This is a genomic window from Streptomyces sp. NRRL F-5630, assembly GCF_000719475.1.
In the GTDB taxonomy this organism is placed as follows: domain Bacteria; phylum Actinomycetota; class Actinomycetes; order Streptomycetales; family Streptomycetaceae; genus Streptomyces.
In genome coordinates this window covers 1-21,842 of record NZ_JOGO01000090.1, presented here as the reverse complement: position 1 = coordinate 21,842, position 21,842 = coordinate 1, and the positions used below count along the sequence as shown (strand labels likewise).

21 protein-coding genes are annotated in these 21,842 nt (G+C 72.9%); 13 read left to right on the top strand and 8 right to left on the bottom strand.

Annotated features, from left to right (window positions below; all coding sequences use genetic code 11):
• Positions 1-155: 155 nt before the first annotated feature.
• The 4 genes from IF99_RS0127250 to manD are packed head-to-tail and all read left to right on the top strand — an operon-like array spanning position 156 to position 4,407.
• Complete coding sequence (locus tag IF99_RS0127250) at positions 156-1,328, top strand: ABC transporter substrate-binding protein (protein WP_031000479.1); 1,173 nt, start codon at positions 156-158, stop codon at positions 1,326-1,328.
• The gene (locus IF99_RS0127245; protein WP_031000478.1) at positions 1,328-2,272 is read left to right on the top strand and encodes a carbohydrate ABC transporter permease; all 945 of its coding nucleotides are present in this window, start codon (positions 1,328-1,330) and stop codon (positions 2,270-2,272) included. The genes IF99_RS0127250 and IF99_RS0127245 overlap by 1 nt, the downstream gene beginning before the upstream one ends.
• Positions 2,269-3,144 carry a carbohydrate ABC transporter permease gene (locus IF99_RS0127240; RefSeq protein WP_031000477.1) on the top strand — a complete coding sequence of 292 codons (876 nt, stop codon included), beginning with the start codon at positions 2,269-2,271 and terminating at the stop codon, positions 3,142-3,144. Before IF99_RS0127245 ends, IF99_RS0127240 begins: the two co-directional genes overlap by 4 nt.
• Positions 3,145-3,198: 54 nt before the next feature.
• On the top strand, positions 3,199-4,407 hold the full coding sequence (manD, locus tag IF99_RS0127235; RefSeq protein ID WP_031000475.1) for a D-mannonate dehydratase ManD: 1,209 nt from the start codon (positions 3,199-3,201) through the stop codon (positions 4,405-4,407).
• Between the two features lie 272 nt (positions 4,408-4,679).
• On the opposite strand, the gene IF99_RS0127230 is transcribed toward manD, so the two are convergent.
• Positions 4,680-4,850 (bottom strand): hypothetical protein, encoded by a 171-nt coding sequence (locus tag IF99_RS0127230; protein ID WP_031000473.1) that lies wholly within the window; start codon positions 4,848-4,850, stop codon positions 4,680-4,682.
• Between the two features lie 530 nt (positions 4,851-5,380).
• On the opposite strand from IF99_RS0127230, the gene IF99_RS0127225 reads away from it, so the two are divergent.
• From IF99_RS0127225 to IF99_RS0127210, 4 genes are all read left to right on the top strand, one after another.
• Positions 5,381-6,703 (top strand): glycoside hydrolase family 16 protein, encoded by a 1,323-nt coding sequence (locus tag IF99_RS0127225; protein WP_031000471.1) that lies wholly within the window; start codon positions 5,381-5,383, stop codon positions 6,701-6,703.
• Positions 6,700-8,097, top strand: coding sequence for a chitinase (locus tag IF99_RS0127220; protein ID WP_031000469.1), 1,398 nt, complete (start codon positions 6,700-6,702; stop codon positions 8,095-8,097). The genes IF99_RS0127225 and IF99_RS0127220 overlap by 4 nt, the downstream gene beginning before the upstream one ends.
• Before the next feature lie 225 nt (positions 8,098-8,322).
• Complete coding sequence (locus tag IF99_RS0127215; protein ID WP_051703709.1) at positions 8,323-9,813, top strand: FG-GAP repeat domain-containing protein; 1,491 nt, start codon at positions 8,323-8,325, stop codon at positions 9,811-9,813.
• A gap of 118 nt (positions 9,814-9,931) precedes the next feature.
• Positions 9,932-10,738, top strand: a complete 807-nt coding sequence (locus IF99_RS0127210) for an HAD family acid phosphatase (protein WP_031000465.1) — start codon at positions 9,932-9,934, stop codon at positions 10,736-10,738.
• Positions 10,739-10,774: 36 nt separating this feature from the next.
• Here IF99_RS0127210 and IF99_RS0127205 read toward each other — a convergent pair whose 3' ends face one another.
• Positions 10,775-11,245, bottom strand: coding sequence for a hypothetical protein (locus tag IF99_RS0127205; protein ID WP_031000463.1), 471 nt, complete (start codon positions 11,243-11,245; stop codon positions 10,775-10,777).
• Between the two features lie 100 nt (positions 11,246-11,345).
• Between IF99_RS0127205 and IF99_RS0127200 the strand changes: the two genes are divergently transcribed.
• Positions 11,346-12,191: an arylamine N-acetyltransferase family protein gene (locus IF99_RS0127200; protein ID WP_031000462.1), complete on the top strand. Its 846-nt coding sequence runs from the start codon at positions 11,346-11,348 to the stop codon at positions 12,189-12,191.
• A gap of 379 nt (positions 12,192-12,570) precedes the next feature.
• Positions 12,571-14,028: a sugar porter family MFS transporter gene (locus IF99_RS0127195; RefSeq protein ID WP_031000460.1), complete on the top strand. Its 1,458-nt coding sequence runs from the start codon at positions 12,571-12,573 to the stop codon at positions 14,026-14,028.
• Between the two features lie 57 nt (positions 14,029-14,085).
• Here IF99_RS0127195 and IF99_RS0127190 read toward each other — a convergent pair whose 3' ends face one another.
• The 3 genes from IF99_RS0127190 to IF99_RS0127180 all read right to left on the bottom strand — a co-directional run bounded on the left by IF99_RS0127190 (position 14,086) and on the right by IF99_RS0127180 (position 16,732).
• Positions 14,086-14,490, bottom strand: coding sequence for a VOC family protein (locus IF99_RS0127190; protein ID WP_031000458.1), 405 nt, complete (start codon positions 14,488-14,490; stop codon positions 14,086-14,088).
• Between the two features lie 437 nt (positions 14,491-14,927).
• Positions 14,928-16,097: a GDSL-type esterase/lipase family protein gene (locus IF99_RS0127185; RefSeq protein WP_031000457.1), complete on the bottom strand. Its 1,170-nt coding sequence runs from the start codon at positions 16,095-16,097 to the stop codon at positions 14,928-14,930.
• A gap of 53 nt (positions 16,098-16,150) precedes the next feature.
• Positions 16,151-16,732 carry a TetR/AcrR family transcriptional regulator gene (locus IF99_RS0127180; protein WP_031000455.1) on the bottom strand — a complete coding sequence of 194 codons (582 nt, stop codon included), beginning with the start codon at positions 16,730-16,732 and terminating at the stop codon, positions 16,151-16,153.
• Between the two features lie 89 nt (positions 16,733-16,821).
• Between IF99_RS0127180 and IF99_RS0127175 the strand changes: the two genes are divergently transcribed.
• A complete protein-coding gene (locus IF99_RS0127175) occupies positions 16,822-17,319 on the top strand; it encodes an FBP domain-containing protein (RefSeq protein WP_031000453.1) in 498 nt (165 codons plus the stop codon).
• A gap of 148 nt (positions 17,320-17,467) precedes the next feature.
• Here the strand turns inward: IF99_RS0127175 and IF99_RS0127170 are convergent, their stop codons facing one another.
• Positions 17,468-18,865 (bottom strand): NAD(P)/FAD-dependent oxidoreductase, encoded by a 1,398-nt coding sequence (locus IF99_RS0127170; RefSeq protein WP_031000451.1) that lies wholly within the window; start codon positions 18,863-18,865, stop codon positions 17,468-17,470.
• Between the two features lie 106 nt (positions 18,866-18,971).
• Between IF99_RS0127170 and IF99_RS0127165 the strand changes: the two genes are divergently transcribed.
• Positions 18,972-19,907, top strand: a complete 936-nt coding sequence (locus IF99_RS0127165) for an aminoglycoside phosphotransferase family protein (protein ID WP_051703708.1) — start codon at positions 18,972-18,974, stop codon at positions 19,905-19,907.
• Between the two features lie 63 nt (positions 19,908-19,970).
• On the opposite strand, the gene IF99_RS0127160 is transcribed toward IF99_RS0127165, so the two are convergent.
• On the bottom strand, positions 19,971-20,771 hold the full coding sequence (locus IF99_RS0127160) for an alpha/beta hydrolase (RefSeq protein ID WP_031000447.1): 801 nt from the start codon (positions 20,769-20,771) through the stop codon (positions 19,971-19,973).
• 264 nt (positions 20,772-21,035) lie between these two features.
• Between IF99_RS0127160 and IF99_RS0127155 the strand changes: the two genes are divergently transcribed.
• Entirely contained in the window at positions 21,036-21,548 is a 513-nt protein-coding gene (locus tag IF99_RS0127155) for a GNAT family N-acetyltransferase (protein WP_031000445.1), read from the top strand.
• A 15-nt stretch (positions 21,549-21,563) separates the two neighbouring features.
• Here IF99_RS0127155 and IF99_RS35235 read toward each other — a convergent pair whose 3' ends face one another.
• On the bottom strand, positions 21,564-21,791 hold the full coding sequence (locus tag IF99_RS35235) for a hypothetical protein (RefSeq protein WP_420705726.1): 228 nt from the start codon (positions 21,789-21,791) through the stop codon (positions 21,564-21,566).
• Positions 21,792-21,842: the final 51 nt, after the last annotated feature.

Below are 21,842 nucleotides of genomic sequence, written 5' to 3'. Positions count from 1 at the left end.
CCCCAGCGAAGCGCCCCCTCGCCCCCCGCCCCCTCTCCCGCCGTTCCCTCTCCCGCCTCGCCCTCGCCGTCCCCGCCGCCACGCTCGCGGCTCCCGCCCTCGCCGCGTGCGGTGCTCCCTCCGGGCCTCCGTCGAGGAGTGCGCCCCTTCGGGTCATGGCCATCAACCATGTCTGGTCGCAGGCCATCAAGAAGAAGTTGCCCGAGTTCGAGGAGCGGATCGGGCGGCGCGTCAGTATGCAGATGCTCACCGCCGACCAGCTCGCGTCCAGCTACAACGTCAAGCTCAACGCCTCCGGGACCGACGTCGACGTCATGATGGTCCGCGCGCTGCAGGAGCAGCTCGTCTTCGGGCACAACCGCTGGCTCGCCGATCTCACCGACCGGGTCGAGGGGGACGGCGGCTTCGCCTGGCAGGACTTCCAGCGGTCCGCCCGGGACGTCTCCCTGACCGAGGGCAAGATTCTCAGCGTCCCGGTCGTCACCGAGCGGCCCGCCCTCTACTACCGCAAGGACCTCGTCGGCGGACGGCCCCCGGCCACCCTCGACGACTTGTATGCCACCGCCCGCGAACTCACCCGCAAGAGCGAGAACTTCTTCGGGTACGTCGGGCGCGGGCAGCGCAACGGGGCCGTGTCGCAGTGGTCCAGCTTCCTCTACTCGCACGGCGGCGACTTCCTCAAGGGAGGGCGCTCCGCGATCGGTTCGCCTCAGGCGCTCGCCGCGTACCGCTACTACGGCAAGCTGCTCCACGACGCGGGCCCGCCCGGCGCGACCAACATGAGCCTGGAACAGGCCATGCCGATCTTCGCGCAGGGCAAGGCCGCCTTCTACATCGACGCCGACGCGATCTACAGCAGCTTCCTCGACCCGAAGGTCTCGGCCGTCCGCGACAAGGTCGGCTTCGCGCCCTTCCCCGCCGGTCCCGCCGGGGCGCGCCCGCACAACATCCCCTCGTGGAGCCTCGGCATCAACGCCTTCTCCCGGCTCCAGGACGACGCCTGGGAGTTCATCCTCTGGGCGGCCAGCAAGGAGATGGTCGCCGAGGTGCAGAAGGGCGGCATCCCCGGGGCCCGCACCTCCGCCTGGCAGAACCCCCGTACCCTCGCCGCCTTCCCCGACGACTTGGCCGAGGCCATGCGGCTGAACGCCGAGCGCGGCATCGGCTACGACCGCCCGCGCGTCCTCCAGGTGGGCCGTGCCCGCGACATCGTCGGCCGGCCTCTCGTCGCCGGGATTCTGGGGCGGCCCGTCGATTCCGTCGTCCGGGACGCCGACGCCGAGTTCGCCGACTTCCTCGTCCGCGACAACCGTCACAAGGAGGCGTGATGGCCACCGACGTCCTGGCCCCCGTCCGCCCGGCGAAGGCCGAACGGCCGGGCAAGCGGAAGACGTTCGAGCAGAGCAACCGGCGGCTGCGGTGGCTGATGCTCGCCCCGGCGCTCCTCTTCGTCGCCGCGATGATCATTTTCCCGTTGCTCTACACGCTGAACCTCAGCTTCACCGACGCCTTCGGCGCGGTCAACGCGCCCAGCAAGCACGTCGGTGGGCAGAACTTCACCGACGCGCTCGGGGACACCCGGCGCTTCTGGCCGGCCGCGGGGCGCACCGCCGTCTTCACCATCGGCGCCGTCGTCCTGGAGACCGTCCTCGGGCTCGCGGTCGCGATGCTGCTCCGCAAGCCTTTCCGGGGACAACGCTGGGTCCGTACCGTCCTGTTGATCCCGCTCCTGACGACCCCGGTCGCGATCGGCATCCTGTGGCTGCTCATCCTCGACCCGACGAACGGCATCGCGAACCACCTGCTCACCCAAGTCGGCATCCCTCGCCAGGAGTTCCTCGGATCGGTCGGGCAGTCGCTGCCGACGCTCATGCTCATCGACGTGTGGCAGTGGACGCCGATGATGACGCTGCTCCTCCTCGCCGGGCTCAGCACGCTGCCCGAGGAGCCCGAGGAAGCCGCGCTGGTGGACGGCGCGACGGGCTGGCAGCGCTTCCGGCTCGTCATTCTGCCGATGCTGCTCCCCACCCTGGGCACCGCGCTCGTCCTGCGCGCCGTGGACGCGCTGAAGACCTTCGACCTGCTCTACGCGACGAAGGGCCCCGGCGGCGGCTCGGACTTCGAGGCCGAGACCCTCAACGTCTACGCCTACGGGCTGACCTTCGACTACCAGGAGTACGGGCTCGCCGCAGCCGTGCTCGTCCTGTTCACGCTCTTCATCATCGGCGTCGTCGTGCTGCTGCGCCGCTCCGGGAAGGAGTCCGCCGCATGAGCGCCCCGCTCACCGCTTCGAGGACCACGCCGGTGGACCCCGTCCTCGTCCGCCGCCTGCGCCGGGCCCGTGCCGGCAAGGTGCTCAAGGCCGTCGCGATCGTCGTCGTCATGCTCGTCTTCCTGCTGCCCATGGTGTGGATGTTCGCCGCGGCCTTCAAGACGAACGTGCAGGTCACCGACCCCTCCGTGGGGCTGTGGTTCACGCCGACGCTGGAGAACTTCCGCAGCGTCCTCGACGCCGGGACCCTGCTGCGCTCGATGGGGAACTCGGTCCTCATCGGCGTCGTGTCCACGCTGCTCTCGGCGCTCCTCGCCGTGCCCGCGGCCTGGGCCGTGGGGCGGTTCGGGATGCGGCGCACGGGCTCGCTCGTGCTCATCGCGCGCATCGTGCCCGCCGTCTCGCTCCTCGTCCCCTGGTACTACCTCTTCGCGCGCGCCGGGCTCGTCGGCAGCTACACCGTGCTCGTCCTCAGCCACATGTTCGCCGCCGTGCCGCTCATCCTGTGGATCATGACCGGGTTCTTCGCCGGGCTGCCCGTCGAACTGGAGGAAGCGGCGCGGACGGACGGGCTCTCGGCCTTCGGCGCCTTCTGGCGCATCAGCCTCCCGCTCGCCGCCCCCGGCACCGCGACGGCCTGCCTGCTCGCCTTCGTCTTCAGCTGGAACAACTTCATGTTCTCGCTGGTCTTCGCCGACGAGAACACGCAGACCGTGCCTGTGACGCTCTACAACTTCATCTCCTACGCCAGCACCGACTGGGGCGGGCTCATGGCGGCGGCGACGCTCATCACCCTCCCCGTGCTGCTCGCCGCGGTACTCGGCCAGAAATACCTCGTCGCGGGTCTGACCTCCGGCGCCACCAAGGGCTGAACTCCCCTACCACCTGCGAGAGAAGCCACTTTCTCGCGAGAAGGAACACGCACCATGAAGATCGTCTCCGCCGAGGTCGTCGTCACCTCGCCCGGCCGCAACTTCGTCACGCTGAAGATCACCACCGACGAGGGCCTCACCGGACTCGGCGACGCGACCCTCAACGGCCGGGAGCTGTCGGTGGTCTCGTACCTGCGCGACCATGTCGCCCCGCTCCTGCTCGGCCGCGACCCGCACCGCATCGAGGACACCTGGCAGTACCTCTACCGGGGCGCGTACTGGCGGCGCGGGCCGGTCACGATGGCCGCGATCGCCGCCGTCGACATGGCCCTGTGGGACATCAAGGGCAAGGCGGCCGGGCTGCCGCTCTACCAGCTCCTCGGCGGCGCCAGCCGCGAGAAGGTCATGACGTACGGGCACGCGAGCGGTCGCGACATACCCGAACTCCTCGACTCGGTACGGGAGAAGCTCTCACTCGGCTACCCCGCGATCCGCGTGCAGACCGGCGTCCCGGGCCTCAAGGCGGTCTACGGGGTCGGTGGCGCGGCGGCCGGTACGGGCCCGGACGGGCACCCGCGCCCGCTCGTGGAGGACTGGGACACGGCCGCGTACCTGCGCCACCTGCCGAGCGTCGTCGAGGCCGTACGGGCCGAGTTCGGCGCCGAGTTGCCGCTGCTGCACGACGCGCACCACCGCCTCACCCCCCTCCAGGCCGCGCGCCTCGGCAAGGACCTGGAGCCGTACCGGATGTTCTGGCTGGAGGACTGCACCCCGGCCGAGAACCAGGAGGCGCTGCGGCTCGTCCGGCAGCACACGACGACGCCGCTCGCGATCGGCGAGGTCTTCAACTCCGTGCACGACTACCAGTACCTGCTGACCAACCAGCTGATCGACTACGTCCGTTCGGCCGTCACGCACTTCGGCGGCGTGACCCCGCTGCGGCGCCTGTTCGACCTCGCGGGCCAGTACCAGATCAAGTCGGCGATCCACGGCCCCGAGGACATCTCGCCCGTCGGGATGGCGGCCGGCATCCATCTCGACCTGGCCATCCACAACTTCGGCATCCAGGAGTACAGCGGCTACACGGAGACGACGCACCGCGTCTTCCGCCACGCGTACACCTTCACGGACGGTCACCTGCACCCGGGCGAGGCGCCCGGCCTGGGCGTGGAACTCGACGAGGAGCTGGCCGCCGCGCACCCGTACGACCCGGCGTACCTGCCGGTGAACCGCTTGCAGGACGGGACCGTGCACGACTGGTGACGTGAGCGGGCGCGGGCGGGGCGGAGGCGGCAGGCGGCCGGGGGCCGGACGTCGGTGAGCGGAGCGTGGCAGGGTAGGGGGAAGTGGTGCGTACGGGGCACGCCCGCACCGGAACCGTGTGCGACCTCCACCGGCGACCGCCCCGTACCGCCTCGCCCGGCGGGCCGGGCGCCCGCGCCCGCCGTCCGGGCGCACGAAAAGGGGCGGGTCACGGCGTGCAGGCCGTGATCCGCCCCTTCTCGCTGTCAGGGCCGCGGTGGTCGGTGGTCAGCTCACCATCGATACCAGCGCCCACGCCTGCCGCCCGTGCCGGTGGACCGGAACAGGAAGCCGAGCAGCCAGATGACCAGGACGGCGATCGCGATCCACCAGAGGATCTTGACCGCGAAACCGGCGCCGAACAGGATCAGCGCGAGAAGAAGAACGAGAAGCAGGGGAACCATGATTATCAACCTCCGTCGCTCCGGGTGCCCTGACTTCGGTCATGCACACCACATATTCGCTTCGTGATCCTTTCGAGACGTTACCGGGGAGTCATGGTCGCCGCGCGGTGTGTGCGGCGGGGCCCCGGGCAGCCGTGCCGGGCCGCGCCCTGCGGCGCCCCGGCCGGGGGTGCCCGGAATTGGTCCAGACGAATGTATTGACGGGCTCCCGGGGCGCTTCTTAAATCAACAGCGTCAACAGGTGAACGGAGCCGGCCCCGAGCGGGCGGGCTGAGTTCAGGTGTTGGGTTCAGTGACATGAGCGCGACACGAGCCCGCCCGGGGCGGGCGCACCGTGCCGCACCACCCGCTCCGCCCTTGGCTCCACCCGCGCCACCCGCACGGTCCTGTCCCGCCCCTCACCCGCACGGTCCCGTCCCCCGCACCCGCTGGGTCCGCCGCTCCTCCCGCCCCGCTCACCCCACCGGCTCCACCCGCTCCATCGCGCGACCCCCACCCCCACCGCCCCCACGGAAGCGATGTGATGCCCCATGCGCGTTTCGCGCACCCCCGCCCGGCGCCGCAGATCCCCCTCCCGGCGCCCCCGCCCCCTCGCGCTGCTCGCCGCAGCCGCGTGTCTCGGCTTCGCCGCCCTGGCACCCGCCGCCGCGCAGGCCGCCGCGCCCACCCCCGTCCCCGCCTCCGCCGGAGCCCCCGCCGCGGTGAACGCCGCCGCCGCGACCTTCACCGACGACTTCGACGGACCCGCCGGAGCCGGAGTGGACGGCTCGAAGTGGCTCACGGAGACCGGCGACAACGTCAACAACCACGAGCGCCAGTACTACACGGCGGGTACCAACAACGCGGCTCTCGACGGGCAGGGCCACCTGGTCATCACCGCGAAGAAGGAGAACCCGGGGAACTACAACTGCTGGTACGGACGGTGCGAGTACACCTCCGCGCGGCTCAACACCTCGGGCCGCTTCACCTCGCAGTACGGGCATGTCGAGGCCCGGATGAAGCTGCCGCGCGGGCAGGGCATGTGGCCCGCGTTCTGGATGCTCGGCGACGACATCGGCTCGGTCGGATGGCCCAACTCCGGTGAGATCGACATCATGGAGAACGTCGGCTTCGAGCCGGGCACCGTGCACGGCACGATCCACGGCCCCGGCTACTCCGGCTCCGGCGGGATCGGCGCGGGCTACTCGCTGCCCGGCGGCGCCGCCTTCGCGGACGCTTTCCACACCTTCGCGATCGACTGGAGCCCGAACTCGATCAAGTGGTCGGTGGACGGCAACGTCTACCAGACCCGTACGCCCGCCGACCTCGGCGGCAGGCAGTGGGCCTTCAACAAGCCGTTCTTCGTCATCCTCAACCTCGCGGTGGGCGGCTACTGGCCCGGCGACCCGAACTCCTCCACGCAGTTCCCGCAACAGCTCGTCGTCGACTACGTGCGCGTGAGCGACGGCGGCGGCACGACCCCGCCGCCCACCGGCACGAAGACGATCAAGGGAATCGGCGGCAAGTGCCTCGATGCGGCGGCGGCGAGCAACGCCAACGGCACGGCGGTGCAGCTCTACGACTGCAACGGCACGAGCGCCCAGGCGTGGTCGGTGGGCGGGGACGGCACCCTCCGCGTCCTCGGCAAGTGCCTCGACGTGCCGAGCGGCTCGACGGCGGACGGGGCGAAGCTCCAGCTGTGGGACTGCAACGGCACGGGCGCCCAGCAGTGGGTCGTCACCGGGGCGAAGGACATCGTGAACCCCCAGGCGGACAAGTGCGTGGACGCCACCGACAACTCCTCGGCCAACGGCACCCGCGCACAGCTGTGGACCTGCGCGGGCACCGCCAACCAGAAGTGGACCGTCTCATGACCGCGACCACCCCGCGCGGCGCCCTCACCGCGCGCCGCGCCCGCCTCCTCCCGGTGCTCCTCGCCCCGCTCCTCGCCCTCGGCATCGCCCAGGCACCCGAGGCGGCGGCCGGGACCGGCACGATCACCGGGCTCGGCGGCAAGTGCCTCGACGTGGCGGCGGCGAGCAGCGCGAACGGGACGGCCGTGCAGATGTACGACTGCAACGGGACGTCCGCGCAGCAGTGGAACGTCGGCTCGGACGGCACCATCCGCGCGCTCGGCAAGTGCCTCGACGTGCCGAGCGGCTCGACGGCGGACGGGGCGAAGCTCCAGCTGTGGGACTGCAACGGCTCCGGCGCCCAGCAGTGGACCGTCACCGCCGCGAAGGACCTGGTCAACCCGCAGGCGGACAAGTGCGCCGACGTGCAGGACAAGAGCACGGCGAACGGCGCGCGCGTCCAGTTGTGGACCTGCGCGGGCACGTCCAACCAGAAGTGGAACGCGCCCTCCGCCGGAGGCGGGACCACTCCGCCCACCGGGGGCGCGCCGGCCGCCGTCGCCCCGTACCTCTACAACGGCTGGGGCAACCCGCCGAGCCCGACGACGGTCACGAACGCGACCGGCGTGAAGTGGTTCACGCTCGCCTTCGTCCTCTCCAACGGCACGTGCGACCCGCGGTGGGACGGCAGCCGTCCGCTCACCGGCGGTGTCGACCAGCAGACGATCACGACGGTCCGTGCGAACGGCGGCGACGTCGTGCCGTCCTTCGGCGGCTGGAGCGGCAACAAGCTGGAGCAGTCCTGCACGAGTGCGAGCGCGCTCGCCGGGGCGTACCAGAAGGTCATCAGCGCGTACGGCCTGAAGGCGATCGACATCGACATCGAAGCGGAGGCGTACGACAGCGCGACCGTCCAGCAGCGCACGGTCGACGCGCTCAAGACCGTCAAGGCCGACAACCCCGGCCTGAAGGTCTTCGTCACGATGGGCACGGGCCAGAACGGGCCCGACACGAGCCTCATCACCAAGGCCGCGCGGTCCGGCCTCACGGTCGACGCCTGGACGATCATGCCGTTCAACTTCGGCGGCAACGGCCAGAACATGGGCACACTGACCACGCGCGCGGCCGAGGGCCTGAAGAACTCCCTGAAGAGCGCCTACGGTTACAGCGACGACCAGGCGTACCGCCTCATGGGCATCTCCTCCATGAACGGCACGACGGACGTCGGCGAGACGATCACGGTCGCGGACTTCCGCACCATGACCGCCTACGCCCAGCAGCACCACCTCGCCCGCCTCACCTTCTGGTCGGTCAACCGCGACCGCCCCTGCACGGGCGGCGGCGCCGACACGTGCTCGGGAGTCCCGCAGAGCGACTGGGAGTTCACGAAGGCACTGGCGGCGTACACGGGCTGAGGCGCCCTGCGGAGTACGGCGGTCGGGGGCGCGGGGCGACGGGGGCAGCCGTATCCAGCCGGTCGCTCCCGCCGCTCCCCGTCGCCCCCGCCCCGGCTCCCGCCGCTCCCGTCGTCCGCGTCCCGCTCCCGTCGTCCCCGTCCCGCCCGGTATCGGTGGGCCGGGAGGCGGCACAATGCTCGGACACGGGAGCGGGGCGGCGGCGCCGGACGGAGCGGAGTGGGGATGCGCGTACAGGCGCGGTTGTTCGCGGGGACCCTTGCCGGTGCGCTCCTGCTCGGCGCCTGCGGGACGGGCGGGGGCGAGCCGGACGCGCACGGTGCGAAGGCCCGCACCCCCGGCACGCCAAGGGCCGGCGCGCTCCCCTCCGCCCCACCCGCGCGCCAGGCCCCCGCGCCCGGCAAGGGGTCCAAGGACCCCGACGACCTCAACGGGGACGGGCGCACCGATCTGTCGCTCGTCCTGCCCGCCGGGAAACCGAAGGCCACCGCCTTCCCCCCGACGCGGTTCGCGACCCTCTACGGGGGCGCCCACGGGCCCGACCCCGCGACGCGTACCGCCCTGGGGCGCGAAGCGCTCGGGCTGCGGGCCGGGGGCGGGCGGGACGAACCGCCCGGCGCCGTGCCCGCCGACCTTGTCACCGCCGACCTCGACGGGGACGGCTTCCCCGACGTCGTCTCCACGGACACGTACCGGGAGAACGCCGAACGCGGGCTCTCCACGGGCGACTTCGCGAACCAGCGCGGCGTCCCCTTCGTCACCTGGGGCGGACCGGCCGGGCCGCGCGGCGCCGCGAAGGCGCTCCGCACCGACCCGGCCCTCAGCGTGAGCGGCGTGCGGCGCGGGGACTTCGACGGGGACGGGCACCCCGATCTCGCCGTGTACGGGGACGACGCGAGCCTCCTGCACGGGGTGGTGGCCATCCTCTACGGCCCCTTCACGCGCGACGGCAGCTTCGCCCGGACGGAGAGGATCACGCTCGACGACGGCGTCGGCGGACTCGCGGTCGCCCCGCTCGACCCCGGGGGCGCGCACACCCCGACACCGCTCTTCGTCCACGATCAGGACGACGGCGAGCAGACCGCCGGGACGCTCTACCGGGGCGGGCCGGGCAAGGCCCTCTTCGCGGGCGGCGGCGAGCGGACCCGCAAGGGGAACGCCTATACGTTCGGCGACTTCGACGGCGACGGCGTGTGGGACCTCGCGACCGGCGACGACGGAAGCCGCAACGACGAGCCCGGCCACGGGACCGAGGCCCCCGGGACCGAGGGTTCGTACGCGATCCACCCCGGCGAGGGCCCGACGACCACGCACCGCCTGCCGAAGAACGGCACCGGCGTGTCGGCCACCCTGCGCACCTTCCTCGCCGCCGACCCGGACGGGGACGGCAAGGACGCCCTCCTCCTCGACGCCCCGGACGGCCCCGTCCTCGCCGACCCGGTGAGCGGCGAACCGCGGCCCGTCGCACGGCGTTCGGGACCCGCCGACCACGACGGCAAGAAGATCCGGAAGGACGACCGGGGCGCCCGCCCGCTCGCCGCCCGCGATCTCGACGGCGACGGCAAGGACGAGATCCTGCTCGGCTGGGGGCCGGGCACGGCGGGCGGCGGGAACCGGGGATACGTGTACCTGTGGGTCGTACGGCCCGGTGACGACACGGACATGACCGCGTTCACGGCGCTCGGGGTCACGGCGGCGGGGAGCGCCGGGGAGTGACCGCCGACCGGACGGTGTGTGTATAGGTCAGGTATCGATTCGCCGCAGCGCTTGTGGCGCGGGGCGCGATGCGCGTAGACAAGCGGCCGAAACCCCTCGCTCTCGCGAAAGGCGCCTCATGCGGAAGTCCCTCAAAGCGGCCGGCCTCACCGCCGCCTGTGCCCTCGCCGGCACCCTCGTCCACGGGGTCGGCGCGGCCGGCGCGCAGGGCAGCGCACCGCGCGCCGGCCACGAGCCGCAGAACATCGGCCTCCTGACGAAGCAGATCGACGCCTACTACGGCGCCGAGAAGCACGCCGACGGCACCTGGACCGCCTCGGCGGACAGCGACTACGCCAAGGACCTCGCCCGGATCGAGAAGGGTGCCAGGGCCGACATCCGCAAGGCGGCGCAGCGCTACGGCCACGGCCACGGCCACCACGGTGCCAAGCCCGCGATCGTCCTCGACATCGACGACACCGCGCTCCTCAGCTTCGACTACGAGCGCCGCACCAACTACGTCTACAACGACGCCTCCTGGAACGCCTACGTCGACCAGGCGAACCGCCCCGCCGTCTTCGGGATGCCCGGCCTCGTCACCTACGCGCGCGAGCAGGGCGTCGAGGTCTTCTTCCTCACCGGCCTGAGCGAGCCGCAGCGCGCGGGCGCCGAGAAGAACCTCGCGAAGACCGGCTACGACGTGCCGCTCGACGCCGAGCACCTCTTCCTCAAGAACAAGACGAACCCGCCGTCGTACCTGAGGAACTGCGCCACGGCGACGAGCTGGACCTGCACGACCGTCGAGTACAAGGCGGGCACGCGCAAGTACATCGAGTCCCAGGGCTACCGCCTCGTCGGCAACTTCGGCGACCAGCAGTCCGACCTCACGGGCGGCTACGCGGACAAGGGCTACAAGCTGCCGAACCCGACGTATTTCGTGGAGTAGCCGTCGCGGGCCCCGGGGAGCCGGTCGCGGCGGGGGTCACTGCCCCGCCTCGGCCGGCTCCCAGCCCCGCGCGCGCAGCACGGCCGCGATGTCGGGGGCGCGGTAGTGCGGGCCCTTCATGACCTTGCCGTCGGCGCGGCGCACCGGAGTGCCGTCGGGGCCGAGCTTCGACATGTTGGCGCGGTGCACCTCGGCGAGCACGGCGTCGAGGTCGATGCCGTGTGTGAGGGCCGTTCCGTACGTGACGTAGACGAGGTCGGCGAGTTCCTGCGCGAAGTGGGCGAGCGCCCCCGCGTCCGCCGCCACCTCCCCGGCCGCCTCGTCCACCTCGGCGAACTCCTCCGCGAGCAGCGTCCGCCGCAGCGCCGCCGTCGCCTCGTCCACCGTGCCGGGCGTCACCCGCATGTGCAGCCCGAAGGCGGAGTGGAAGGCACGGAGGTAGGCGGCGGGGGAGGGGGCGGAGCCGGTGGGGGCCGTGCTGGTGGGGGTGGGGGCGGTGTCCGTCATGGGAGCGAGCCTATCGACCGGGCGGGCGAGGGCCGGTCTCGTGGGCGCGGGGCAGCCCGGGGGACCCGGACCCGTGCGCTTGTCCGCCTAGGGTCGCCGTATGAGCAGCAGCAGCCGGTCCGCGAAGACCGCTCTCGACCTCGCCGCCTACCTCGACCGCCTCGGCATCGGCGCCGCGCCGTCCGCGCTGCCGCCCACGCTCGCGACCCTCCGCGCCGTCCAGCGGGCCCAGTTGCGCGCCGTCCCCTTCGAGAACCTCGACCCCGTGCGCGGTGTCGTGCCCGCGCTCGACGTGGCCGCCCTCGCCGACAAGCTCGTACGGCGGCGGCGCGGCGGGTACTGCTTCGAGCTGAACGGGCTGCTCTCGGCCGCGCTCACCGCGCTCGGCTTCACGGTGCGCCCGCTCGCCGGACGCGTCGTGCTCGGGGTCGGGGACGAGGGCTGGGCCAGCCGCCCCGCGACCCACCTCGCGCTCGCCGTCGCCACGGAGGAGGGCATCCACCTCGCCGACGCGGGATTCGGCGCGCCCGGCGCCCTGCCCGAACCCCTCCCGCTGTGCGACGGCGCCGAACGCGCCGCGCACGGCCGCCGCCACCGCCTCGTCCGGCACGAGGACCGCTGGAGCCTCGCCGCCCTGAAGCCGGACGGCTGGGAGACGCAGTACGTCCTGTCGACGACGCCCACGCCGTCCGTCGACAGCGAGGTCGCCAACTGGTACGTCGCGACCCACCCCCGCTCCCCCTTCACCCGCCGCCTCGTCGTCCAGCGGACGACGGCCGACGCCCACCTCGCCCTGCTCGGGGAGCCGCCCGTGAACGGCACGACGGAACGGGCCGAGCTGACCACGACGTACGCGGACGGCCGCAGCGCGCGGCGGTCGCTGACGGGGTGGGCCCAGGTGGCGGCGGCGCTGAAAGAGGAACTGGGGGTGGGGGACGTGGAGTGAGGACGCGGGCGGGGGCAGCCGTTCACGGCGGGGTCGGGATCGGGGCGGGGGTCAGTTCCCCGTGCCCACCAGCGCCGGGCACCCCGCGCCCGCTTCCCGCCCCGTCCCCGCTTCCCGCCGTGCTCGTGCTCGTCATGAGACCCCTCCCGGAGTGCTCACGCCACCCTTCGGTAACGACCAGTGGTCGCTAGCATCCCTTACTTTCTCTGTCCCGGGGAGGCGAGGTGACCGGGGAGAGGCATGAACTCCGCCATTCGGCGCACCCGTACAGGCGGAAGTGATCAGAACTGGATGTACTCCTCGGAAGGGGAAGTCCGTGCCGCCGCGGCCGTGGTGCGCGCGGCGGGCATCCCGTGGTCCGAGTGGAAGGTACGTGCGGATGGCGACGAGCCCCGAACCGGCGACGGCGGCAGGTGGTCACAAGGGGAAGGCGCTCGGCGTCTCGATCGCGGCCGCGGTCGGCGGCTTCCTCTTCGGCTTCGACTCCTCGGTCATCAACGGCGCGGTCGACGCCCTCGGCTCCCACTTCCGCCTCGGGGACTTCCTGAGCGGTTTCGTCGTCTCGATCGCGCTCCTCGGCTGCGCGGTGGGCGCCTGGTACGCGGGGCGGCTCGCGGACAGCTGGGGGCGGCGGCGGGTCATGCTGCTCGGCTCGGTCATGTTCATCGTCAGCTCGGTCGGTTCCGGTCTCGCGTTCTCCGTACCGGACCTGCTGGTGTGGCGCGTGATCGGCGGCCTCGGCATCGGGATCGCCTCCGTCATCGCGCCCGCCTACATCGCGGAGGTCGCGCCCGCCGCCGAGCGCGGCATCCTCGGCTCGCTCCAGCAGCTCGCGATCACGATCGGCCAGCTCGTCGTGCTCAGCTCGAACAAGGGGCTCGCGGGCGCGGCGGGCGGCTCCTCGCAGGACCTGTGGTTCGGGCTCCAGGCGTGGCGGTGGATGTTCCTCGTCGGCGTGATCCCGGCGGCGGTCTACGGGATTCTCGCGCTGTCCATCCCCGAATCGCCCCGCTACCTCGTGCTCAAGGGCAAGGACGAGGAAGCCGCGGGCGTCCTGGAACGCGTCTCGGGCGCGGCGGACGGGCGGACGAAGGTCCAGCAGATCCGCGACACGCTCCGCAAGGAGCCGAAGGCGACCTTCAAGGACGTGCGCGGCCCGCACTTCGGGCTCCAGTCGCTCGTCTGGGTCGGCATCGCGCTCGCCGCTTTCCAGCAGCTCGTCGGCATCAACGCGATCTTCTACTACTCGACGACGCTGTGGAAGTCGGTCGGCTTCTCGGAGTCCAGCTCCTTCACGACTTCGGTCATCACGGCCGGCATCAACGTCGTCATGACGGTCGTCTCGATGCTCTTCGTCGACAAGGTCGGCCGCCGCAGGCTGCTCCTGATCGGCTCGCTGGGCATGTTCTGCGCGCTGCTCCTGACCTCCATCGCCTTCTCGCAGCAGCACGGCTCCGGCAAGAACGTCAGCCTCCCCGACCCGTACGGGCCGCTCGCCCTCATCGGCGCCAACGCCTTCGTCGTCTTCTTCGCCCTCTCGTGGGGCCCCGTCATGTGGGTCATGCTCGGCGAGATGTTCCCGAACCGGATGCGGGCGATGGCGCTGGCCCTGTCGACGGCGGCGAACTGGATCTTCAACTTCATCGTGACGTTCTCGTTCGAGCCGCTGACGCGGAACGTCGGCCTGTCGTGGCTCTACGGGGCCTTCGCCTTCTTCGCGATCGTGAGCTTCGTCTTCGTCCTGGGGAAGGTCCCGGAGACGAAGAACCGCGAGCTGGAGGACATGACGGGGGAGACGCACCGGCGCGTGGCGAGGGAGCCGAGGCGGAGCGTCTGAGGTCGGCGGAGTCCGCCGCGCGAGGGCCCGAGGGCCCTCGCGGGCTCGCGGGGGGGGTCAGGAGGTGGCGGAGAGGCCGTACTTGGCCTTGGCGGCCTCCGAGACCGGCGTGAAGAAGTTGACGAGGTTGCCGTCGGGGTCGCGGACCAGGCAGGAACGGTTCCCCCACGGCATGGTGGTGGGCTCCGCGACGATCTCGGTGCCGGAGAGGGTCGTGCGAAGCCGGTCCACGTCGGGCACGCGGAACTCGATGATCACGCTCTCGTTCGCGCCGGGGCGGCAGGCGCCGGGGGCGAAGTCCGCGAGGGTGCGGGCGTGGGCGAGGGCGAGGGTCCCGTGCGGGGTGTCGACCTCGGCGAAGTCCTCGGTGGCCCAGGCGGCCCGCGCGCCGATGGCCTTCTCGTAGAACGCGGCGAGACGTGCCACGTCGGTGGTGACGATGCGGAGCGAGACGAAGTCCATGACGGTCCTTGGGTTCCGGCGGTACGTGTGGGGGCGGCGCCCCGCCCGTGGCGGGCGGTGTCGCGACACCCGGGACGGTAGGACCGGAAGCGGACAGGTGCGGTCCGCTGTCGCAGGGCGTGCGGAAGCAGCCCTGGCCCATCGGGACGCCGTTCAAACCACTCGTACGCGTGGGGTTCGTCACGGCGCACCAGCGGTAGTCATGTGGGTGCGGGGAGTTACTACCGTCCCCCTGCTCCCCGCACCGCGTACCGTCCGTCCCGCCCCCGAGTCCGCTCTCCTCCACCGTCCGCCCTCCCGCTCCGCCGGCCACCCCCCAGGCTCGGCGCGGCGGAGGCGGGCGCAGGGCTCGCGGGGCCGGGGCGGACGGTGCGGCAGGCTTGGCGGCTCGGCTCCGTCGCCCCCTCAGGCCCGTGCCTCTTGGGCCCGTATCCCCCTCAGCCGCGCGCTGCGAAGGCTCCCGTCTGGCCGAAGGCCGTCGCGGCGAAGCGCTCCGCGATGCGGAGGTGGGTCTCCGGGGACGGGTGGAGTTCGTCGGGGAGGGGGCAGGCCGCGTAGTCCTCCGCCCCGTACAGCTCCGTGCCGTCGAGGTAGTGCAGGTGCGGATCGCTCGCGGCGCGGCTCGCGACGACGCGGGCCATCTCCTCGCGGACGGTCCGCAGGGTCAGGCGTCCGGCCGCGACCTCGGCCGGGTCGCCGGTCGCGCGGAAGCTGAGCCGTCCTTCCGCGAGGGCCGTCGTGTCGAAGGCGGCGGGGCCGGGGGTGTCCTCGTGGATGCGGCAGTAGAGGGCCGAGATCACGAGGAGCGGCGTCTCAGGGTGGCCCTCGCGGACCGTGTCGAGGAAGCCGTGGAGGGCGGGGCCGAGGGCGCGCAGCCGCATGAGGTCCGCGTTGACGAGATTGATGCCGAACTTGACGCTGAGGAGGTCGGCGGGGGTGTCCCTGAGCGCACGCGCGGTGAACGGGTCGAGCAGGGCCCCGCCGCCGAAGCCGAGGTTGACGAGCTCCACGCCCGCGAGCGCGGCGGCCCGCGCGGGCCACGTCGTGCTCGGGCTCGCCGCGTCCGAACCGTGGCTCACCGAACTCCCGTGGTGCACCCACACCCTGCGTCCCCGCGCGGGCACGGGCTCCACCGGGGCGTCCGCGCGCAGCGCGACGAGTTCGGTCGTCTCCTGGTGCGGCAGCCAGATCTCGACGTCCTTCTCGCGCGGGTCGAGCCCGTCGAAGCGCAGCGTGCCCGGCTCGGCGCCCGGCTGGATCTCGCCGCGCCCGGTCGCGAGGTCGATGACGAGGGTCCGCCCGCCGGGGACCGTGCCGCGCGCGATCGGCTCGCCGTCCACGAGCAGGTCGTAGACGCCGTCGGGGCGCGGGGGCGCGCCCGGGTAGAGGCGCTTGGTGGGGAGGGTGTCCAGCTCGACGACGGTCGCGGCGGTCCGCAGGGCGAGCCGCACCCCGGAGGGCTGGCTCTCTGCCATCGCGAGCTGGGGGTCCGTGTTCTGGGCGCGGGCCGCGGCGGGCAGCCGGTGGGGGAGCAGGCCGTGCGCAGTCGGCTCCAGTTCGAGCGCGCCACGGATCAGGTCGGCGGTGAGGGGAACGGTGGTGAGCATGGTGGTTCCGGGATTTTGGTGGAAGGGTGGGTGAGGGGGCGGGCCGAGCGGCTTCAGCCGGTCGCGGGCGCCGTCGGCCAGGTGCGCAGGAGGTGGTCGAGCGCGTCGAGGGTGCGGTGCCAGCTCTCCTCGGCGGGGGGCGCGCTGTGGGCGAAGTTGCCGCTCAGCTCCAGGTCGACGAAGCCGTGGAAGACGCTGCCGAGCAGCCGCACGGCGTGCGTGGCGTCGGGCTCGTCGAGCGCGTAGCCGCGCAGGAGCGCGCGCGAGGCCCGGGAATGCCGGGGGCCCGCGCTCGCGAGGGCCGTCGCGTGGTCCAGCGGGTGGCGGGTCGCCGCGTACCGGCCGGGGTGCTCGTGCGCGTACGAGCGGTACGCCTCCGCGAAGGCGGACAGCGCGTCCTTGCCCGCCCGGCCCGCGAGCGCGTCGGTGGCCCGGTCGGCCAGCTCGTCGAGCGCGAGCAGCGCGATGCCGGTGCGGAGGTCGTCCGAGCTCTTCACGTGGGCGTACAGGCTCGCGGGCTTCACGCCGAAACGGCGCGCCAGCGCCGAGAGCGTGACGTGTGCGAAGCCCTCCTCGTCGGCGAGTTCGGCCCCGGCGTGCACGAGCCGCTCCGTACTCAGTCCCACTCGTCCCATCGGCCCGCCCTGTCCCTTCGCTCGCCCCGCTGTTTCCTGCGCCAGTAAACCATTTGCCTACAGCCTATAGGCAATTTAGCCTGCCCTGTATGAAGCCGTTGACTGACTCCGTGATCCGGGCCGCCTTCGTGAACTGCTCGAAGGGCGAGGCCAAGCGCCTCCACATTCCCCGTGACCTGGCGGAACGCCCCTGGGAGGACCTGGACTACTTCGGCTGGCGCGACCCGCAGGCCCCGGACCGGGCCTACCTCGCGACGGTCGTGGACGGCCGCACGCTCGCCCTGACCCTGCGCCGCCCGGCGACGGCGGCCTGGCAGACGCGGCGCGGCCTGTGCTCGATCTGCCTCACGCCGCACTCCGGCGGCGTGGCCCTGATGGTCGCGCCCCGCGCGGGCAAGGCGGGCAAGCAGGGCAACTCCGTCGGCACGTACCTGTGCGAGGACCTCGCGTGCCCGCTCTACGTGCGTGGCAAGAAGGACCTGGGCTCGGGCCGAATGCACGAGTCGCTGACGGTGGAGGAGAAGGTCGCGCGGATGACGGCGAACCTGGAGGAGTTCGTGGGGCGGGTACTGAACGGGGAGGCGTGAGCCTGTCGGGGCGGTGGCGGGGCGGCGCGGTGGCGCGGTGGCGGGGCGGAGCGGCGGTCCGGTGGCGCGGCGTGGGACGGTCTCGTGCCGCTCTCGGGCTCCGCCGGGGGCTACCGCCCGTGCCGGGGGCTACCGCCCGCTCTGGTGGCTACCGCCCAGCCGCCCGGTCCGCCCAGCGTGCCAGCCGTGCCGTTTCCGGCGTGTGGGTGCGGGATTCGGCGCGGTCCGCCGCGCGGTAGGCCGCGTACATGCCGTGGACGCCGAGCCAGCGCAGCGGCTCCGGCTCCCACTTGCGGACGCGGTGGTCGACCCAGGGGAGCGCCGTGAGTTCCGTCGGGCCGCCCTGGCCCGAGTCCTGGCACACCAGGTCGCGCAGCGTGCGCGCGGCCAGGTTGCTCGTCGCGACGCCCGAGCCCACGTAACCGCCTGCCCAGCCGAGCCCCGTCGACCTGTCCAGGCACACCGACGCGCACCAGTCGCGCGGCACTCCGAGCACCCCCGACCACGCGTGCGCCACCCGCGCCCCCGCGAGCTGCGGGAAGAGCCGCACGAGGAGTTCGCGCAGCTCCGCGACGGTCGACGGCCGCGTACGGCCGTCGTTGTCCGTGCGCGAGCCGTAGCGGTACGGGACGCCCCTGCCGCCCAGCGCGATCCGGTCGTCCGCCGTCCGCTGCGCGTACAGGTACGCGTGCGCGAAGTCCCCCAGCGTCTCGCGCCCCTCCCACCCCGCCTGCTCCCAGAACCCGGCGGGCAGCGGCTCCGTCACGATCATCGAGGAGTTCATCGGCAGCCACGTGCGCCGCTGCCCCTTCAGCCCCGCCGTGAACCCCTCGGTGCAGCGCAGCACGTACGGGGCGCGCACCGTCCCGTACGGCGTCACCGCGTGCTGCGGCCGGATCTCCTTGACCGGCGTCGACTCGTATATCCGTACGCCGATCTCCTCCGCCTTCGCCGCCAAACCCCGCACCAGCTTGGCCGGTTGCAGTCGCGCCCCGTGCGGCGTCCACGTCGAGGCGACGGCCCCGGCGACCCGTATCCGCGCCGCCGTCCCCCGCGCCCCGTACAGCTCCCTGTCGCTCTCCCCGTACGCCAACTCCTCGGCGTGGAAGGCCCGCAGGCGCGCCGCCTGCGCGGGCGTCGTCGCGACTTCGAGCACCCCGCCCCGCACGAGATCGGCGTCGATCCCCTCCGCCTCCGTCGCCGCCACGACCTCGGCCACTGTCTCGTTCATCGCCCGCTGGAGGCGCACAGCGGCGTCCCTGCCGTGCAGCCGGGCGTACCGCTCCCGCCCGGCGATGCCGTTGTAGAGCCAGCCGCCGTTGCGGCCCGAGGCGCCGTAGCCGCAGAAGGAGCGTTCGAGGACGGCGATGTCGAGGTACGGGAGCGCGCGCTTGAGGTAGTACGCGGTCCACAGCCCGGTGTACCCGCCCCCGACGACGCACACGTCGGCCCGCGTGTCCCCGCCGAGCGGCTCGCGCGGCGCGGGCAACCCCTCGCGCGCCCACCAGTACGAGATCCCGCCGTTCACGACGTCCCTGCCATCCATCCCCGACCGCCTCCTCGCTGCGGCACGGCGTCACGGCGCCGCGCAGGTGGGGGACGGTATCCGGTCGGCGCGGCGACGGGTAGGGCGGCGCCCGTACCCTTCCCGTATGGCCCCTACCGTCCCCTTCGCCGTGCCCGCCCGCTTCGCCGAGGGCCAGCGCCGGTACGAGGGCGCGGCGGGCGCCGCCTTCGTCGCCGCCGTCCCCGCGATGGTCGCGCGGCGCCTGGAGCGGTGGTCCCTGCGACCCGAGGGGCGCGTGCGCCACGGCGTCGCGGCGCTCGTCCTGCCCGTACGCACGGCGGACGGCGAACGCGCCGTCCTCAAAGTCCAGTTGAGGACCGAGGAGACGGCGGACGAGGGCGCGGCCCTGCGCGCCTGGGACGGGGACGGAGCGGTACGGGTCCTGCGCGAGGACGTGGAGACCGTGGGGAATGGGGGTGGGGTGGGGCGCCCCGGTCCCGAGGTCTCGTGGCTGCTGCTCGAACGGCTCGACGAGGCACGGGACTTGAACAGCCTCCCGGACGTGCGCGCGGCGCTGCGCCCGCTCGCCGCGCTCCTCGCGCGCCTGACCGCCGTACGCGCCCCCGCCGGGCTGCGGCGCCTCGACGACGTCGCCGACAACCTCCTCGTACGCGCCGCGGAGGCCGCCCCGCGCGACGAGGCGACGCGCGCCCTGATCGCCGACTGCGCCGCCGCGCTCCGGGACGTACGGACCGAAGGCCCCGCCGGGGAGCGGTTGTTGCACTGGGACCTCCACTACGGCAACGTCCTCGCCGCCCACCGCGCGCCCTGGCTCGCCATCGACCCCAAACCCCTCGCGGGCGACCCCGCCTTCGACCTCCTCCCCGCCCTCACCAACCGCTACGACCCGACCGACACCGCCCGCCGCTTCGCTGTCCTCGCCGAGGCGGTCGGCGCGGACCGCGAGCGGGCGGCGGCATGGACGCGGGGACGCGTCCTCCAGACGGTGCTGTGGGAGGTGGAAGCGGGGCGCGAGGTGGCACGGATGTGGGGTGAGGTGGCGGGAGCGGTGGGGCGGTAGAGGGTGAGGGGGCGGGGCCGGGGACCCGCATCCGCGCGGCTGCCCCGGCTCCGCCCGTACCCGTCAGGCCGCTGCGGCCGCCGTCGCCTCCGTCCCGTCCGCCGCCGGCCTCAGGTGCCGGCCCAGGAAGCGCGCGGCGCTGTCCGCCTCCACGTAGCGGGGGAAGTCGACGTGCTTGCCCGCGTTGGCGTGCAGGCTCTTCTCCCGCGAGCCGAAGGCGTCGAACAGCGCTAGGCACGCCTCGCGCGGAATCCGCTCGTCGTCCCACTGCACCACGTACTCGACCGGCACGGTGATCCGCCGCGAGGCCTCGATCAGCGCGTCCGGCCAGTGCAGGCCGAGGACGGCGGCCCTGATCCGGGGCTCGGCCGCCACGAGCGGCACGCCGATCGCGGTGCCGAGACCGACGCCCACGTACCCCACGGGCCCGTCGATCTCCGGGAGTCCGAGAAGCGCGTCGAGTGCCGCGCGGTACTCGGGCACGGCGATCGAGGCGAGCCGGGCGTTGTACGGGACGACGACGGGGCCCTCGGGCGCGCCCGCCGCCTGTGCCTCGCGCAGCGCGGTGATGTCCCGCTCGTCCCGCGCCCCGCGCGGCCGGTCGCCGTGGCCGGGCGCGTCGAGCACCGCGACATGGAAGCCGTGACCGGGCACGAGGCCGTGGGCGCGGCCCGTCATGGCGCGGTGCTTCTTGTGGGCGCCGCCGCCGTGGCCCATGAGGACGAGCGGGGCGGGCGAGGGGGAGGAGGGATTCAGGGCGGACGGGGCCGGTGACCAGAGGACGCCGGGGACGTCGCCGAGGGCGAAGTCGCGGGTGAGCACGCCGTCCGTGAGGGATTCGGCGGTGAAGCGAAGAGAGTGCACGGTGGTGCCTTTCGGGAGTGCCGGGTGTTCAGGCGCTCCCGGCGGGCCTACCTCGGCCGCCGGCCGTGACGCGAAAGGGGGAGCACCCACGTCGAAACAGCGTTCATGGGTCCCTCACCTCCTCGGGCGGTGTCACGGTCGACCGCAAGCTATCAGCCGGGGCCTGCCGCCTTCCAACCCTTTTTCGCGCGGCCCGCAACGCCTCCTCCGCGGCCCCCGCCCCGCCTTGCCGGAATGTCTTGTTCCGGCCGGTAGCCTGCGCGGATGAGTGAGACGAGCGGGCGCGCGAGCGGCGGGTACCAGGGCCGGATCAGGACCGCGCAACCGGAGGACCTGGTCGAGATCTACGCGATGGTGACGGAACTCGCCGCGCACCACGAGTCGTTGCACGAGCTGCGGGCCACCGAGGAGGAGATCGGCGAGGCGCTCTTCGGCGAGGACGCGATGGCGTGCGCGTACCTCGCGCAGACTCCGGACGGCGCGACGGCGGGCTTCGCGCTCTGGTACCGCAACTTCTCGACCTGGCGCGGGCGTCCGGGCATCTACCTGGAGGACCTCTACGTCCGCCCCACGGCCCGGGGCGGCGGCCACGGCAAGGCGCTGCTCGCCGCGCTCGCCCGCACGTGCGTGGAGCGCGGCTACGAACGCCTCGAATGGTCCGTGCTCGACTCGAACACGTCGACCGTCGCCTTCTACGAGTCCATGGGCGCTCTGCCGCACACGGGCTGGACCGAGTACCGGCTCACGGGCGAAAGCCTGCGCAAGCTGGGGAGTTGACGGCCGGGCGCCGGTTCAGCGGGCGCCGTCCTTCCAGGGGTTCGCCCAGTCGCACACCGGGCAGGCGTAGCGGCCGTTGAGCCCGGCGACGAGGGTGCCGCAGCGCTGGCAGGGCGTCTGCGTGAGGCGGAGCGCGGCGCGGGCGGCGGGGACCTCGGGGGCGGGATCGGCGGGGAGGGTGGCCAAGGGGGCGCCCGCTAAGAGGCCGTTTCTATTGGCGTAGTCGCTCGTTGAGCCGTGCATGGCTGATCTGGTGGAGCGTCTGGTGCCGGAGGAGTTGTGGACGCTGTTCCG